The sequence below is a fragment of the Kitasatospora sp. NPDC057738 genome (genome assembly GCF_042798815.1).
In the GTDB taxonomy this organism is placed as follows: domain Bacteria; phylum Actinomycetota; class Actinomycetes; order Streptomycetales; family Streptomycetaceae; genus Kitasatospora; species Kitasatospora lactacystinica.
The window spans coordinates 24,318-40,048 of record NZ_JBHVJT010000012.1 but is presented as its reverse complement, the minus strand read 5'-3'; the positions used below and the strand labels follow the sequence as shown (position 1 = coordinate 40,048).

The 15,731-nt window shown below is 73.5% G+C and carries 11 protein-coding genes; 8 read left to right on the top strand and 3 right to left on the bottom strand.

Annotated features, from left to right (window positions below; translation table 11 throughout):
• The first annotated feature begins 114 nt into the window (after nucleotides 1-114).
• The 3 genes from ACFVGO_RS08965 (at nucleotide 115) to ACFVGO_RS08955 (ending at nucleotide 3,825) form a co-directional block, all read left to right on the top strand.
• A complete protein-coding gene (locus ACFVGO_RS08965) occupies nucleotides 115-1,068 on the top strand; it encodes a Gfo/Idh/MocA family oxidoreductase (protein ID WP_359911225.1) in 954 nt (317 codons plus the stop codon).
• A 225-nt stretch (nucleotides 1,069-1,293) separates the two neighbouring features.
• Entirely contained in the window at nucleotides 1,294-3,162 is a 1,869-nt protein-coding gene (locus ACFVGO_RS08960; protein WP_359911228.1) for an endonuclease/exonuclease/phosphatase family protein, read from the top strand.
• 129 nt (nucleotides 3,163-3,291) lie between these two features.
• Nucleotides 3,292-3,825 (top strand): GNAT family N-acetyltransferase, encoded by a 534-nt coding sequence (locus ACFVGO_RS08955; RefSeq protein WP_359915054.1) that lies wholly within the window; start codon nucleotides 3,292-3,294, stop codon nucleotides 3,823-3,825.
• Between the two features lie 29 nt (nucleotides 3,826-3,854).
• On the opposite strand, the gene ACFVGO_RS08950 is transcribed toward ACFVGO_RS08955, so the two are convergent.
• The 3 genes from ACFVGO_RS08950 to ACFVGO_RS08940 form a co-directional block, all read right to left on the bottom strand.
• A complete protein-coding gene (locus ACFVGO_RS08950) occupies nucleotides 3,855-6,230 on the bottom strand; it encodes an ATP-binding cassette domain-containing protein (protein WP_380631206.1) in 2,376 nt (791 codons plus the stop codon).
• A 179-nt stretch (nucleotides 6,231-6,409) separates the two neighbouring features.
• Nucleotides 6,410-6,823, bottom strand: a complete 414-nt coding sequence (locus ACFVGO_RS08945) for a VOC family protein (protein ID WP_359915048.1) — start codon at nucleotides 6,821-6,823, stop codon at nucleotides 6,410-6,412.
• A 166-nt stretch (nucleotides 6,824-6,989) separates the two neighbouring features.
• On the bottom strand, nucleotides 6,990-8,222 hold the full coding sequence (locus tag ACFVGO_RS08940) for a C40 family peptidase (RefSeq protein ID WP_359915046.1): 1,233 nt from the start codon (nucleotides 8,220-8,222) through the stop codon (nucleotides 6,990-6,992).
• Nucleotides 8,223-8,531: 309 nt separating this feature from the next.
• Here ACFVGO_RS08940 and ACFVGO_RS08935 point away from each other — a divergent pair, with 309 nt between their 5' ends.
• The 5 genes from ACFVGO_RS08935 to ACFVGO_RS08915 all read left to right on the top strand — a co-directional run bounded on the left by ACFVGO_RS08935 (nucleotide 8,532) and on the right by ACFVGO_RS08915 (nucleotide 15,725).
• Entirely contained in the window at nucleotides 8,532-9,083 is a 552-nt protein-coding gene (locus ACFVGO_RS08935) for a pyridoxamine 5'-phosphate oxidase family protein (protein WP_380631205.1), read from the top strand.
• A 157-nt stretch (nucleotides 9,084-9,240) separates the two neighbouring features.
• Entirely contained in the window at nucleotides 9,241-10,197 is a 957-nt protein-coding gene (locus ACFVGO_RS08930) for a helix-turn-helix transcriptional regulator (protein WP_380631204.1), read from the top strand.
• 246 nt (nucleotides 10,198-10,443) lie between these two features.
• Nucleotides 10,444-12,120 carry an acyclic terpene utilization AtuA family protein gene (locus ACFVGO_RS08925; RefSeq protein WP_380631254.1) on the top strand — a complete coding sequence of 559 codons (1,677 nt, stop codon included), beginning with the start codon at nucleotides 10,444-10,446 and terminating at the stop codon, nucleotides 12,118-12,120.
• Nucleotides 12,117-13,715 (top strand): carboxyl transferase domain-containing protein, encoded by a 1,599-nt coding sequence (locus ACFVGO_RS08920; RefSeq protein WP_359915035.1) that lies wholly within the window; start codon nucleotides 12,117-12,119, stop codon nucleotides 13,713-13,715. The genes ACFVGO_RS08925 and ACFVGO_RS08920 overlap by 4 nt, the downstream gene beginning before the upstream one ends.
• Before the next feature lie 15 nt (nucleotides 13,716-13,730).
• Nucleotides 13,731-15,725, top strand: a complete 1,995-nt coding sequence (locus ACFVGO_RS08915) for an acetyl/propionyl/methylcrotonyl-CoA carboxylase subunit alpha (RefSeq protein ID WP_380631203.1) — start codon at nucleotides 13,731-13,733, stop codon at nucleotides 15,723-15,725.
• The last annotated feature ends 6 nt before the right edge of the window (nucleotides 15,726-15,731 follow it).

Genomic DNA, 15,731 nt, shown 5'->3' with positions numbered 1-15,731 from the left:
GATCCGACACGATCCGCCCCGGCCGTCCCGGGGGTGCCGGCGGCGGGTTGGTGGCGCGGGGGAGCCGGTGCATAGGGTGGGGCCGATGGTGTCGCCGTATCCGTGGAGAATCCGATGAATTCGACCCCTGTTTCCGACGGCCTTCTCCCGGTCGGGGTGATCGGGCTCGGTGACATCGCGCAGAAGGCGTACCTGCCGGTGCTCACCGCGCTGCCGGGGCTGGACGTCCGGCTGATGACCCGGGACGCGGCGAAGCTGGACAGGATCGGCGAGGCCCACCGGATCGCGCCCGAGCACCGCTTCACCGACCTCGGCGCCCTGATCGGCAGCGGGATCCGGGCGGCGTTCGTGCATGCCGCGACCAGTCAGCACGTGCCGATCGTCGAGCAGCTGCTCACCGCCGGGGTGGACGTCTACGTCGACAAGCCGCTCGACCAGACCCTGGACGGCGCCCGCCGGCTGGTCGACCTCGCCGACCGCACCGGCCGCTCGCTGATGGTCGGCTTCAACCGCCGCCACGCGCCCGGCTACGTCCAGGCCAAGGAGCGCCCGCGCGATCTGATCGTGCTGCAGAAGAACCGCGAGGGCCTGGCCGAGGCGGCACGCCCGCTGGTGTTCGACGACTTCATCCACGTGGTGGACACCCTGCGCTTCCTGGCCCCCGGCGAGATCGAGCACGTGGACGTCCGCTCGCGGGTCCGCGACGGCCTGGTCGAGCACGTCGTCCTCACTCTGGCCGGCGACGGCTTCACCGCCCTGGGCATCATGAACCGGGTCTCCGGCTCCACCGAGGAGGTGCTGGAGGTCTCCGGCGGCGACTCCAAGCGCGAGGTGCGCAACCTGGCCGAGGTGGTCGACCACCGCGGCCAGCCGACCGTCCGCCGCCGCGGCGACTGGGTGCCGGTGGCCCGTCAGCGCGGCATCGAGCAGTGCGTGCTGGCCTTCCTGGCGGCCGTCCGCGCCGGGCACACCCTGGACGCCCATGACGCGCTGCGCACCCACGAGCTGTGCGAGCTGGTCGTGGAGCGGATCGGGGCTTCCTGGGAGTCGGCTGGGAGCGGGCTGTGAGGATTCCGGGCTGACCTGGTGTCAAGTCATCTCCGGGGAACCGACAGTTCACCGGCAGGGTCTTGTCGGGGCATTTTCTACGCGCGTATCTTGAGGGGCGCCGCGGGGGGTGGGTGTCCGTCCCCCGCTTCTTCTCTACGCGAGTAGCGCGCGCTCGAAGCGCGCCTCCGCCCGGACCGCCGTGCCACGCCAGTGCCGCACGACGGAGCTAGGAGTCCAGCCCCGGTGACCACCGCCCCCGCATCCCGCCCCCGCAGAGCCCTGCTGCGCGCCGCCCTGATCCCGGCCTCGCTGGCCGCCTCGCTGGTGCTCGTCCCGCTGCCGGTGGCCAACGCCGCCGCGCCCGCGACCCCCGCCCCGACCGAGGTCGGCCCGCTGCGGATCCACGACATCCAGGGCGGCACCCGGATATCCCCGCAGGCCGGCAAGCCCGTCACCGGCGTGCCCGGCATCGTCACCGGCGTGCGCGCGTACGGCAGTTCCAAGGGCTTCTGGCTCCAGGACCCGAACCCGGACGCCGACCCGGCCACCAGCGAGGGCGTCTTCGTCTTCACCGGCGGCAACCCGACCGTGAAGGTCGGCGACTCGGTGCTGGTCAGCGGCAAGGTCACCGAGTACTACCCGAACTTCGGCGGCGGCTCGCAGTCCCTCACCGAGATCTCCGCCCCGGGCGTCACCGTCCTGTCGGCCGGCAACCCGCTGCCCGCCCCGGTGGTCGTCGACACCCGCAACATCCCCGGCACCTACGCCCCGCCGGCCGGTGCGGACGGCTCCGTCGACGGCGTGGCGCTCAACCCGGAGAAGTACACCCTGGACTTCTACGAGTCCCTGGAGGGCATGCTCGTCCAGGTCAAGGACGTCCGGGTGATCCAGGCGACCGACAAGTACAACGAGCTGTGGGTCGCCGCCGACCGCCAGGACCAGCGCAGCAAGCGCGGCGGCGTCCTGTACGAGTCCTACCGCGAGCCCAACGTCGGCCGCCTGATGATCCAGCAGCAGGCCGCGGTCACCCAGCAGCCCTTCCCGGTCGCCAACGTCGGCGACGAGCTGACCGGCACCACCACCGGCCCGCTGGACTACAACAACTTCGGCGGCTACACCCTGGTCGCCGGCACCATGGGCACGCTGAAGGACAACCACCTCCAGCGCGAGGTCACCGCCCAGGCGACCGACCGCGAGCTCACCCTCGCCACCTACAACGTGGAGAACCTGGCCCCGGGCAACCCGGACGCCAAGTTCGCCGAGCTGGCCCAGGGCGTCGTCACCAACCTGCGCTCGCCCGACATCGTCGCCCTGGAGGAGATCCAGGACAACAACGGCGCCAAGAACGACGGCACGGTGGACGCGAGCCAGACCGTGGCCAAGTTCATCGCCGCGATCAAGGCGGCCGGCGGCCCGGCCTACGACTGGCGCTCGGTCGACCCGCAGGACGGCAAGGACGGCGGCGAGCCCGGCGGCAACATCCGCCAGGTGTTCCTGTTCAACCCGCAGCGGGTGTCCTTCACCGACATCCCCGGCGGCGCCGCCACCTCGGCCGTCGGCGTGACCGGCACCGGCGCGAGCACCGCGCTGACCGCCTCGCCCGGCCGGATCGAGCCGAACGACGAGGCCTGGACCAACAGCCGCAAGCCGCTGGTCGGCCAGTTCTCCTTCCGCGGCAAGAACGTCTTCGTCATCGCCAACCACTTCAACAGCAAGGGCGGCGACCAGGGCATCGACAGCCGCTTCCAGCAGCCGGTCCGCAGCTCCGAGGTGCAGCGGATCAAGCAGGCCACCGTGGAACAGGCCTTCGTCGCCCAGCTGCTGGCCGCCGACAAGGAGGCCAAGGTCGTCTCCCTCGGCGACTTCAACGACTACCAGTTCTCGCCCGCGCTCGGCGCGCTCACCAAGGACGGCGTGCTGCGCGACCTGGTGAACGAGCTGCCGGAGACCGAGCAGTACTCGTACGTCTACCAGGGCAACTCCCAGGTGCTGGACCACATCCTGGTCAGCCCCGAGGTCGGCTACGCCAAGTACGACGTGGTGCACATCAACGCCGAGTTCGCCCAGCAGGCCAGCGACCACGACCCGCAGGTGGTCCGCATCAAGCCGTAGGGCCGCACGGAGCCGTAGGGCCGTATCGAGCCGTGGGACCTCGGGAATCCGGGGACCCCGGCACGGCTATCCTGCCTCCGCCGCCGGTGATCACCGGCGGCGGAGGCAGCGTCGTGCGACGGGGAGACCATGGACTACCGGATCGAGCGGATCGGGCGCGCGGACTGGCAGCGCCTGCGGAAGGTGCGGCTGGCCCAACTCCTCGACACGCCCCTGGCCTTCGGCGAGACCCACGAGGACGCGAGCCGCCACGGCGAGGGCGAGTGGATGGCCCGGTGCGGCTGGGTCAACGAGCCCGACCGCCTCGGCCTGGTCGCGGTGGACGCCGCGGGGGAGTGGGTCGCCACCATGCTGTCCGTCCCGAACCGGAGCCAACCGGGCGCGCTCGACCTGATCGGCGTCTGGGTGGACCCGGCGCACCGCGGCCGGGGCCGCGGCGTCGCCGACGCCCTGCTGGACGCGGTGCTCGCCTGGGCGCGGGTCCGGGGCGCCGGGCGGATGCTGCTCGGGGTGCACGAGGCGAACCCCCGCGCCGCCGCCTTCTACCTGCGGCGCGGGTTCGCCTACACGGGACAGGAGACGCCGTACGTGCTGGACGCCTCGGCGCGGATCCTGGAGATGGCCCTCCCGCTCGACCGGGCGGGAGCGGACCGGCCCCGGTAGGGCCGGCCCGGGCGCGGCCCGGGTACGGCTCAGCCCAGGTACTGGGCCAGCGCCTCGCCGGTCGGCGTGGAGCGGGCGGCGACCAGTTCGGCCGGGGTGCCCTCGAAGACCACCCGTCCGCCGTCGTGGCCCGCCCCCGGACCGAGGTCGATGATCCAGTCGGCGTGCGCCATCACCGCCGGGTGGTGCTCGATCACGATCACCGACTTGCCGGACTCGACCAGCCGGTCCAGCAGCCCGAGCAACTGCTCGACGTCGGCCAGGTGCAGCCCGGTGGTCGGCTCGTCCAGCACGTAGACGCCGCCCTTGTCCGCCATGTGGGTGGCCAGCTTGAGCCGCTGCCGCTCGCCGCCGGACAGCGTGGTGAGCGGCTGGCCCAGGCTGACGTAGCCGAGCCCGACGTCGGCGAGCCGCTCCAGGACGCGGTGCGCGGCCGGGAGCTTCGCCTCGCCCGAGCCGAAGAACTCCTCCGCCTCCGTCACCGACATCGCCAGCACCTCGGCGATGTCCCGCCCGCCCAGGCGGTACTCCAGCACCGCCGGCTGGTACCGCTTGCCCTCGCAGTCCTCGCAGGTGGTGGCCACCCCGGCCATCATCGCCAGGTCGGTGAAGACCACCCCGGCGCCGTTGCAGGTCGGGCAGGCGCCCTCGGAGTTGGCGCTGAACAGGGCCGGCTTCACGCCGTTGGCCTTGGCGAAGGCCTTGCGGACCGGTTCGAGCAGACCGGTGTAGGTGGCCGGGTTGCTGCGCCGGGAGCCCTTGATCGCTCCCTGGTCGACGGAGACCACGCCCTCCTCGCGCGGGATCGAGCCGTGGATCAGCGAGCTCTTGCCGGAGCCCGCCACCCCGGTCACCACCGTGAGCACCCCGAGCGGGACGTCCACGTCCACGTCCCGCAGGTTGTGGGTGCCCGCGCCGCGGATCTCCAGCTTCCCGGCGGGCTTGCGGACGTCCTCCCGCAGCGCCGTCCGGTCGGACAGGTGACGGCCGGTCACCGTGCCGCTGGTGCGCAGCCCCGGCACGTCGCCCTCGTAGCAGACCGTGCCGCCGGCCGTGCCCGCCCCGGGGCCGAGGTCGACCACGTGGTCGGCGATCGCGATGGTCTGCGGCTTGTGCTCCACCACCAGCACCGTGTTGCCCTTGTCGCGCAGGCGCAGCAGCAGCTGGTTCATCCGGTCGATGTCGTGCGGGTGCAGGCCGGTGGTGGGCTCGTCGAAGACGTAGGTGGTGTCGGTGAGCGAGGAGCCGAGGTGGCGGACCATCTTGACCCGCTGGGCCTCGCCGCCGGAGAGGGTGCCGGAGGGGCGGTCGAGCGAGAGGTAGCCGAGGCCGATCTCCACGAAGGAGTCCAGGGCCTGCCGGAGCGTGCCGAGCAGCGGCGCCACCGACGGCTCGTCGAGGTCGCGGACCCAGGCGGCGAGGTCGCTGATCTGCATCGCGCAGGCGTCGGCGATGCTGATCCCGGCGATCCGGGAGGAGCGGGCGGCCGCGCTGAGCCGGGTGCCCTCGCAGTCGGGGCAGGCGGTGAAGGTGACGGCCCGCTCCACGAAGGCCCGGATGTGCGGCTGCAGCGCGTCCTTGTCCTTGGACAGCATCGACTTCTGGATCTTGGGGATCAGGCCCTCGTAGGTGAGGTTGACGCCGTTGACCTTGACCTTGGTCGGCTCCCGGTACAGGAAGTCCCGCATCTCCTGCTCGGTGAACTCGCGGATCGGCTTGTCCGGGTCGAGGAAGCCCGAGTTGGCGTAGACGCCGACCGTCCACCAGCTGTCCGTCTTCCAGCCGGGGATGGTGAACGCGCCCTCGGAGATCGACTTGCCGTCGTCGTACAGCTGGGTGAGGTCGATGTCCGAGACGCTGCCGCGGCCCTCGCAGCGCGGGCACATGCCGCCGGTGATGCTGAAACTGCGCTGCTCCTTGACGGTCTTGCCGGCGCGCTCGACGGTGACGGCGCCGGCACCGCTGATCGAGGGCACGTTGAAGGAGAAGGCCTTGGGGGAGCCGATGTGCGGGGTGCCGAGGCGGCTGAAGAGGATGCGCAGCATCGCGTTGGCGTCGGTGGCGGTGCCGACGGTGGAGCGCGGGTCGGCGCCCATCCGCTGCTGGTCGACGATGATCGCGGTGGTCAGGCCTTCGAGGACGTCCACCTCGGGGCGGGCTAGGGTGGGCATGAAGCCCTGGACGAAGGCGCTGTACGTCTCGTTGATCAGCCGCTGGGACTCGGCGGCGACGGTGTCGAAGACCAGCGAGCTCTTGCCGGAGCCGGACACCCCGGTGAACACCGTCAGCCGGCGCTTGGGGATGTCGACGCTGACGTCCTTGAGGTTGTTCTCGCGTGCGCCGTGCACGCGGATCAGGTCGTGGCTGTCGGCGAGGTGCGGCTGCGCGTCCGTCCGCTCGGTCATCGTTCTCTTCGCTCCCTGGCTCTCGGCGGTCTGTGGAGGGGCCTGCTGGGCGGGCCCGTCCCGCGGCCGCCGTCGGTGTGCTCGAACCGTTCGATCCAACCATCGATCCGGCCGGGATCGAACGGGTTTCGGGTGCGGTCGACGAGGGGCGGGGCGGGCCCGGTGCCCGTGGGCCCGGCTCAGCCCAGTTCGTTGAAGCGGACCATGTTGCCCGCCGGGTCGCGGAACGCGCAGTCGCGGACGCCGTACGGCTGCTTGGTCGGCTCCTGGACCAGCTCGGCGCCGCCCGACTTCAGCCGGTCGTACACGCCGTCCAGGTCGCGGGTGCCCAGGACGACCCGGGCGTAGGTGCCCTTGGCCATCATCTCGGTGATGGTCCGCTGCTCCTCCTCGGTGCGGCCCGGGTCGGCGGACGCCGGCTCCAGCACCAGGGAGACGTCGGGCTGGCCGGCGGGGCCGACGGTGATCCAGCGCATCGGGCCGCCGCCGATGTCGCTGCGCACCTCGAAGCCCAGCAGGTCGCGGTAGAAGGCGAGGGAGGCCTCGGGGTCGGTGTGGGGGAGGAAGGTCCAGTGAATGGTGATGTCGCTCATGACTGCAACGCTAGGCGCGCACCCCGGCCGGGCGCTTCTCGAATCCTGATCGGTCCGGGCGGCCGCGAATCCCGTCGGGTAGAGCGGCCGTGCCGGCCGCGGCCCCCGGGGGAGGGGCTGCGACCGGCACGGCCGGAACGGGTCCTGAACGGGTCCTGGACGGGTCCTAGCAGTCGGGGATGGTGGTGCCGTTGTTGTCCTTGGCCACGTCGTTGCCCCACCGGGACAGGTAGTAGGCGGACACCCACTGGCCGGCGGGGCCGCCGTCCGAGTCGGTCTTCAGCCACCAGTGGTTGTAGCCGGCGCCGCTGGAGACCTCACGGCCCCAGGCCTTGCAGTACACGTAGTTGGTCCCCTGGTACAGCGTCCCGGTGGCGTTGGTGGAGGTCGGCGAGGCGTAGACGTTCGCGGTGGCGTTGGTGTCCACCCAGTACTTGCCGGTGGCGGGCGGGGTGCCGCCGCCCGGGCAGTCGGGGATGGTGGTGCCGTTGTTGTCCTTGGCCACGTCGTTGCCCCACCGGGACAGGTAGAGCGCGGACACCCACTGGCCGCCGGGGCCGCTGTCCGGGTCGGTCTTCAGCCACCAGTGGTTGTAGCCCGCGCCGCTGGAGACCTCACGGCCCCAGGCCTTGCAGTACACGTAGTTCGTGCCCCGGTACAGCGTTCCCGTGCTCGTGGTGGAGGTCGGGGAACCGAACACCGGCGCGTTGGCGTTGGTGTCCACCCAGTACTGGCCGCTGTTCGACGGAGGCGGGGTGGTGGGCGGCGTCGTCGGGGAGGTGCTGCCGGGGCCGTACAGCCGGATCGCGCCGTAGTAGTCGCCGTGCGAGGAGAGCGCCGCCACCTGGACGTAGCCGCCGGAGTAGGGGGCCTCGACGATCCAGCCCTGCCCGAGGTACATCGCGACGTGGTGGATGGTGGAGGCGGTGTTGCCGAAGTACACCAGGTCGCCGGGGAGCAGCGGTGCGGTCCCGTCCGCCCGGTAGTAGCGGGCGACCGCCCGGGAGGTCGGCCACTGGGTCCGGGTGGTGCCGTTGATGACGTCCGCGCCGACCGCCAGGTCGTAGGCGTAGCGGACCATGCCGGAGCAGTCCAGGCCCCGGACGTTGCAGTCGTTGGGGGCGCCGTTGGCGGGGTCGCAGAGGCCGTACGTCGGACCGGGCTGCGAGCCGTGGCCGCCGCCCCACGAGTACGGGGTGCCTATCAGCCCGCAGGCGGAGCGGACGGCGGCGGTCGCCTGCGGCGCCGCGCCGGTGGAGAGCACCCCGCAGGCGGGTGCCGCCTGAGCGGCTCCGGCCCCGGCGAAGAACACGCCGACCGACACCAGTACCGACAGCAGAGCCGCCCACCGCAGCGGGGCGACCAGCCACCGCGACAGAAGGTTTACGCGCGTAGTCATGGTCGCGAATCTTTCCGGAGGCGCTGACTCCGGGTCAATGGTTCGGCGGCACACGGATCCTGGGGTTCCGGTAGTTGCCGGTTCGCTGGTCACGGGCGCGGAAACCGGCAACTGCGCGGCAGGCGGCGAGGGCGTTGCCGGGTGATCCGCCGAGGGCCGGGGGCCCGTCGCGCCCGCGCAAGTCGCGGGGGAAATACGACAGAGGATGTCGGGTTCTGCGGAGACAGTGGGGTCACCGGCCGGCGCCGAGACGCCGGCCGGGACGACGCACGGAAGACCCACGGAAAGACGCACGGAAGAAGGACCCCCATGCGCGAAACACCCGACGAGCTGCGCCGGCTCCAGGCCCTCCTCGACACCTCGCTCTCCCGCTCCACGGCGCACCTGCGGTCGATCATCAGCAGCGAGCGCACCCTCACCGCCGGGCAGCTCACCGGCGTGCTCACCGGCATGTGCACGCTCGCGCTGTCCACCGTGACGGCGAAGGGCGAGCCCCGGATCAGCGGCGTGGACGGGCACTTCCTGCACGGCGCGTGGCACTTCGGCACCGCCCGGGGCGCCGCCAAGGCGCGGCACCTCGCCGCCCGGCCCGCCGCCAGCGCCGCGCACCTGCGCGGGGAGGACCTGGGCGTGTTCACCCACGGCACCGTGGAGGTCCTCAACCCCCACGGCGGCGAGCCGGCCGCGGACTGGCCGGACCTGCTCGCGTACTTCCGGGACTTCTACGGCGCCGACGCCTTCGACTGGGACAACGACGTGGTCTACTACCGGCTGCACCCGCAGTGGATGGCCGCGTTCGCCCCCGACCCCGCCGAGCTCGGCGAGGCCGGCCAGCTCGGCGGGAGGGCGGAGGAGGCCTGACCCCGCCCGCACCGGACCCGTGCGCACCGGACCCGTGCGCACCGGGCCCGCCCCCGGGCCGGGGCGGGCCCACGGCGCCGCGCTCGGCGAGAATGGTGCCGGCGCCGCCGTGGGACCACCGGGCGCCCGACGACGGCGGACGAGCGGAAGGAGCGACGTGCGGGCGAGCCGGGCCATCGCGCTGCTGCTGCTCCTCCAGTCCCGGCGGGAGATGACCGCCGCGGAACTCGCGGTCGAGCTGGAGGTCTCCGAGCGCACCGTGCAGCGGGACGTCGCCGCCCTGGTCGAGGCCGGGGTGCCGGTGTACGCCGAACGCGGCCGGGGCGGCGGCTACCGACTGGTCGACGGCTACCGCACCCGCCTCACCGGCCTCGAACGCGCGGAGGCGGAAGTCCTGCACCTGGCCGGCCTCCCGGGCCCGCTGCGCGACATGGGCCTGGCCGGGCGGGCCCTGGCCGCCCGGCTGAAGGTCGCCGCCGCGCTCGGCGACGCCCCCGCGGCCGCCGTCCAGCGGTTCCACCTCGACGCACCGGCTTGGTTCCGCGAGGCCGGGACGCCCGCGCTGCTCGCCGAGGTGTCGCGCGCGGTGTGGGAGGACCGGGTGCTCCACGCCCGCTACGCGGCGCGCGGCGGCACCCGGGACCGGCGGCTGGAGCCGTACGGCCTGGTCCTGAAGGCCGGGCAGTGGTACGCCGTGGCGCGCGGGCCCTCCGGCCGGTTCGGCTCGTACCGGGTGGACCGCTTCGAGACCGCCGAGGCCGGCGAGGAGCGGTTCGAACGCGACCCGGAGTTCGACCTCGCCGAGCACTGGGCCGCGGCGGCACGGGAGTTCACCCGCGCCATGCTGCGCGAACGGGCCCTGGTGCGCCTGAGTCCGTTCGCCGTGGAGAACCTCGCCGTCCTGCTGGAAGCGACCGCCGCCGCCGACGCCCTCGCCACCGCGGGCCCGCCGGACGCCGACGGCTGGGTCACCGTGACCCTGCCGGTCGAGAGCTGGGACATCGGCTTCTTCGAACTCCTCCGCCTCGGCCCGGAGGCCGAGGTCCTCCAACCACCCGAATTCCGCGCCCGCCTCGCCGAGGCCACCCGCCGCGCCGCCGCCCTCTACACCTGACGGGCGGTCCCCGGGGAAGCGCCCGGCCGGTCGCGGCCGGCAACGGCGGAGGGCCGCGAGCAGCACAGGTGCAAGAAAACAAGCAAGCATGATTGCTTTTTTCTGTCGACGGTGCCACGCTGCTGCCCGGTGGCGCCCGTCCGAGGGTGCGCCCAACTCACCGGCAGGGGAGGCGCCTTGGTGTGCGACGGCACGGTACTGCGGATCGGCAACGCCTCGGGGTTCTACGGGGACCGCTTCACCGCGATGCGGGAGATGCTCACCGGCGGGCCGCTGGACGTGCTCACCGGGGACTACCTGGCCGAGCTGACGATGCTGATCCTCGCCCGGGACCGGCTGAAGGACCCGTCGCTCGGCTACGCCCGGACCTTCCTGCGCCAGATGGAGGAGTGCCTCGGCCTGGCCCGCGAACGCGGCGTGAAGATCGTGGTCAACGCGGGCGGCCTCAATCCGGCCCGGCTCGCCGATGAGCTGCGGGCGCTGGCGGGGCGGCTCGGGGTCGAGACGGCCGTCGGCCATGTCGAGGGCGACGACCTGCTTCCGCGCCGGGCCGAACTCGGCCTGCCGGGCGGTCTGTTGGCCGCCAACGCCTACCTCGGCGGGTTCGGCATCGCCGCCTGCCTGGCCGCCGGCGCCGACGTGGTGGTGACCGGCCGGGTGACGGACGCGGCACTGGTCGTCGGCCCCGGGATCGCCCACTTCGGCTGGACCCCGGAGGACCTGGACGCCCTGGCCGGCGCCGTGGTGGCCGGGCACGTCCTGGAGTGCGGCGCCCAGGCGACCGGCGGCAACTACGCCTTCTTCCGCGAGCACGACGTCACCCGGCCCGGTTTCCCGCTCGCCGAACTGCACGCCGACGGCTCCAGCGTGATCACCAAGCACCCGGGCACCGGCGGCGCCGTCACCACCGGCACCGTCACCGCCCAACTCCTGTACGAGACCGGCGGACCGCACTACCTCGGCCCGGACGTCACGGCCCGGCTGGACAGTGTGCGGCTCACCGGGGAGGGCCCGGACCGGGTCCGGATCGACGGCGTGCGCGGCGAGGCCCCGCCGCCCACCCTGAAGGCGGGCCTCAACCGGCTCGGCGGCCACCTCAACGAGGTGGTGTTCGTCCTCACCGGCCTGGACATCGAGGCCAAGGCCGACCTGGTGCGGCGGCAGTTCGCCGACGCCCTGCCGCCCGACGCCCGGCCCGCCGAACTGCGCTGGACCCTGGCTCGCACCGACCACCCGGACGCCCCGACCGAGGAGGGCGCCTCCGCCCTGCTGCGGCTGGCCGCCCGCGACCCGGACCCGGCCAAGGTCGGACGCGAACTCGGCAAGGCGGCCGTCGAGTTGGGTCTCGCCGGGTACCCGGGCTTCCACCTCACCGCCCCGCCCGGACCGGGCGCGCCGTACGGCGTGTTCAGTGCCGCGCACGTCGACGCGAAGGCCGTCGAGCACACCGCCGTGCTGCCGGACGGCCGCCGGATCGCCGTACCGCCGGCGCCCGTCACCACCGCGGCCCAACAGCCCCACCGGGCCCGCCCGGTGGAGGCCGAGCTGCCCGAACCGCTGCCGGCCGGCCCCACCCGGCGGGCGCCGCTCGGCCTGGTGGCCGGCGCCCGCAGCGGCGACAAGGGCGGGGATGCCAACCTCGGTGTCTGGGCCCGCTCCGCGGACGGCTGGCGCTGGCTGGCGCACGCCCTCACCGTCGAGCGGCTGCGCGAACTCCTTCCGGAGACCGCCGGGTTGAGCGTCACCCGGCACGTTCTGCCGAACCTGCGCGCGGTCAACTTCACCCTCACCGGCCTGCTCGGCGAGGGCGTCGCCGCCCGGCACCGCTTCGACCCGCAGGCCAAGGCCCTCGGGGAGTGGCTGCGCTCGCGCCACCTCGACATCCCGACCCTGCTCCTGGACAGCCCGGAGGCCCCGCTGTGACCGTCCTGACCACCCGTGTCGACCCGGCCGGGCCCGATCACGCCGAGCACCGCGCCGCGATGGTCGCCAAGCTCGCCGAACTCGACGCCGAGCACGCCAAGGCGCTGGCGGGCGGCGGCCCCAGGTACGTGGACCGCCACCGCAAGCGCGGCAAGCTGCCGGTCCGCGAGCGGATCGAGCTGCTGGTCGACCCGGACTCCCCGTTCCTGGAGCTGTCCCCGCTGGCCGCGTGGGGCAGCGACCACCCGGTGGGCGCGGCCCTGGTCACCGGGATCGGCACGATCGAGGGCGTGGAGTGCGTGATCACCGCCAACGACCCGACGGTGCGCGGCGGCGCCAGCAATCCCTGGACCCTGCGAAAGGCCCTGCGGGCCAACGAGATCGCGCTGAACAACCGCCTCCCGCTGGTCAACCTGGTCGAGTCGGGCGGCGCCGACCTGCCCAGCCAGAAGGAGATCTTCATTCCCGGCGGCGCCCTCTTCCGCGACCTCACCCGGCTGTCCGCCGCCGGAATCCCCACCGTGGCCGTGGTGTTCGGCAACTCGACGGCCGGCGGCGCCTACGTGCCGGGCATGTCCGACCACACCGTGCTGGTCAAGGAGCGCGCCAAGGTGTTCCTCGGCGGCCCGCCGCTGGTCAGGATGGCCACCGGAGAGGAGGCCGACGACGAGTCGCTGGGCGGCGCCGAGATGCACGCCCGCGTCTCCGGCCTGGCCGACCACTTCGCGGTGGACGAGGCGGACGCGCTGCGGATCGCCCGCCGGATCGTCGCCCGGCTCGACCACCGCAAGCCCGGCCCCGGCCCGGACCGGCTCGCCGAACCGCCCGCGTACGACGAGGAGGAACTGCTCGGGATCGTCCCCGGCGACCTCAAGGTGCCCTTCGACCCGCGCGAGGTGATCGCCCGGATCGTCGACGGCTCCGACTTCGACGAGTTCAAGCCGCTCTACGGCACCAGCCTGGCCACCGGCTGGGCCCGCCTCCACGGCTACCCGGTCGGCGTGCTGGCGAACGCCCAGGGCGTGCTGTTCAGCCAGGAGTCCCAGAAAGCAGCCCAGTTCATCCAGCTGGCCAACCAGCGGGACACCCCGCTGCTCTTCCTGCACAACACCACCGGCTACATGGTCGGCAGGGACTACGAGCAGGGCGGCATCATCAAGCACGGCGCGATGATGATCAACGCGGTCGCCAACTCGAAGGTCCCGCACCTGTCGGTCCTGATGGGCGCCTCGTACGGGGCCGGCCACTACGGCATGTGCGGGCGGGCCTTCGAGCCGCGGTTCCTGTTCGCCTGGCCGAGCGCCAAGTCCGCGGTGATGGGCCCGCAGCAGCTCGCCGGAGTGCTGTCGATCGTCGCCCGGCAGTCCGCCGCGGCGAAGGGACAGCCCTACGACGAGGACGCGGACGCGGCGATCCGGGCGATGGTCGAGCAGCAGATCGAGGCCGAGTCGCTGCCGGTGTTCCTCTCCGGCCGGCTCTACGACGACGGCGTGATCGACCCGCGCGACACCCGGACGGTGCTCGGCCTGTGCCTGTCCGCGATCCACAACGCGCCCGTCGAGGGCGCGCGCGGCTACGGCGTCTTCCGACTGTAAAGGACCCCCGAGACGATGATCACCAATCTGCTGGTCGCCAACCGGGGTGAGATCGCCCGCCGGGTCTTCCGCACCTGCCGGGAGCTCGGCATCGCGACCACCGCCGTCCACTCCGACCCGGACGCCGGCGCCCCGCACGTGCGCGAGGCCGACGCGGCCGTCCGGCTGCCCGGCGCCGCGCCCGCCGACACCTACCTGCGGGCCGACCTGATCGTCCGGGCCGCGCTCGCCGCCGGGGCCGACGCAGTCCACCCCGGCTACGGATTCCTCTCCGAGAGCGCGGACTTCGCGCGGGCCGTGCAGGACGCGGGACTGCTCTGGATCGGCCCGCCGCCGGCCGCGATCGCCGCGATGGGCTCCAAGACCGCCGCCAAGGAGCTGATGGCCGCGGCCGGGGTGCCGGTGCTCGGCGCGCTGACCGAGCCCACCGAGGCCGACCTGCCCCTGCTGGTCAAGGCCGCGGCGGGCGGCGGCGGGCGCGGCATGCGGGTCGTCCGGAGCCTGGCGGACCTCCCCGGCGAACTGGCGGCCGCCCGCGCCGAAGCGGCCAAGGCCTTCGGCTCGGACGAGGTGTTCTGCGAGCGCTACCTGCCCGCCGGACGGCACGTCGAGGTCCAGCTGCTGGCCGACGCCCACGGCACCGTCTGGGCGGTCGGCGACCGCGACTGCTCGCTGCAGCGGCGGCACCAGAAGGTGATCGAGGAGGCCCCGGCCCCCGGCCTGCCCGCGGAGGTGCGCGCCGGCCTGCACGCGGCGGCCCGCGAGGCGGCCAGGGCGATCGGCTACACGGGTGCCGGCACCGCGGAGTTCCTGCTCACCGGGGACGGCCGGTTCTTCTTCCTGGAGATGAACACCCGCCTGCAGGTCGAACACCCGGTCACCGAGGCCGTCACCGGGCTGGACCTGGTGGCGCTGCAGCTCGCCGTCGCCGAGGGGGAGGCGCTGGCGCCCGAGCCCCCGGCCTCCGGCGGCCACGCGATCGAGGCGCGGCTCTACGCCGAGGACCCGGCCAAGGACTGGCAGCCCGCGACCGGGACCCTGCACCGGCTCGAACTCACGCTCCCGTACCAGGAGTTCACCGGAGCAGGAGCAGGAGCAGGCACAGGAGCAGGCGCAGGCGCAGGCGCAGGAACGGGCACGTTCACCGGACGAGGCACCGGACTGCGGCTGGACTCCGGGGTGGAGGCCGGCAGCGAGATCACCCCGCACTACGACGCGATGCTCGCCAAGGTGATCGCCTGGGCGCCCACCCGCGCGGCCGCCGCCCGCCGGCTCGCCGACGCGCTCGCCCGGGCCCGCATCCACGGCCCGGCCACCAACCGGGACCTGCTGGTGCGCGCCCTGCGCCACCCGGCCTTCCTGGCCGCGGAGCTGCACACCGGTTTCCTGGCCGAGCACGCGGCCGAACTCACCGCCCCGGACGGCAAGGGCGCCGACCGCGCCGCGCTGGCCGCCGCCCTCGCCGACGCCGCCGGCCGCCGCGGCGCCCTGCCCTCCGGCTGGCGCAACCTGCCCTCGCAGCCGCAGCTCAAGCGCTACCGGGCCGAGGACGGCACCGAGACGGCCGTCCGCTACCGGCTGACCCGCGCAGGTCTGCTGGCCGAGGACCACCCGGGCGTCGAGCTCGTCGAGGCCGCGCCGGACCGGGTGGTGCTGTCCGAGGACGGGCTGCGACGCACCTACCGGGTCGCCCGCTACGGCGACCGGGTGCACGTCGACACCCCGGCCGGCGGCACCGTGCTCACCGCCCTGCCGCGCTTCCCCGACCCCACCGTCCGCACCGAGCCCGGAGCGCTGCTCGCCCCGATGCCCGGCACCGTCGTCCGGGTCGTCGCAGCTGTCGGGGACACCGTCACCGCCGGCCAGCCGCTGCTGGTGCTGGAGGCGATGAAGATGGAGCACCGCGTCGCCGCCCCGTCCGACGGCACCCTCGTCGAACTGCGCGCCACCCCCGGCCGGCAGGTCGAAACCGGCACCCTGCTGGCCGTCGTCCAGCCCATCGAAGCCTGAGGAAGG

Coding starts and splice junctions, on each gene's coding strand:
- ACFVGO_RS08965 (WP_359911225.1), top strand. CDS start 115: ATGAATTCGACCCCTGTTTCCGACGGCCTTCTCCCGGTCGGGGTGATC.
- ACFVGO_RS08955 (WP_359915054.1), top strand. CDS start 3,292: ATGGACTACCGGATCGAGCGGATCGGGCGCGCGGACTGGCAGCGCCTG.
- ACFVGO_RS08950 (WP_380631206.1), bottom strand. CDS start 6,230: ATGACCGAGCGGACGGACGCGCAGCCGCACCTCGCCGACAGCCACGAC.
- ACFVGO_RS08945 (WP_359915048.1), bottom strand. CDS start 6,823: ATGAGCGACATCACCATTCACTGGACCTTCCTCCCCCACACCGACCCC.
- ACFVGO_RS08940 (WP_359915046.1), bottom strand. CDS start 8,222: ATGACTACGCGCGTAAACCTTCTGTCGCGGTGGCTGGTCGCCCCGCTG.
- ACFVGO_RS08935 (WP_380631205.1), top strand. CDS start 8,532: ATGCGCGAAACACCCGACGAGCTGCGCCGGCTCCAGGCCCTCCTCGAC.
- ACFVGO_RS08925 (WP_380631254.1), top strand. CDS start 10,444: ATGCGGGAGATGCTCACCGGCGGGCCGCTGGACGTGCTCACCGGGGAC.
- ACFVGO_RS08915 (WP_380631203.1), top strand. CDS start 13,731: ATGATCACCAATCTGCTGGTCGCCAACCGGGGTGAGATCGCCCGCCGG.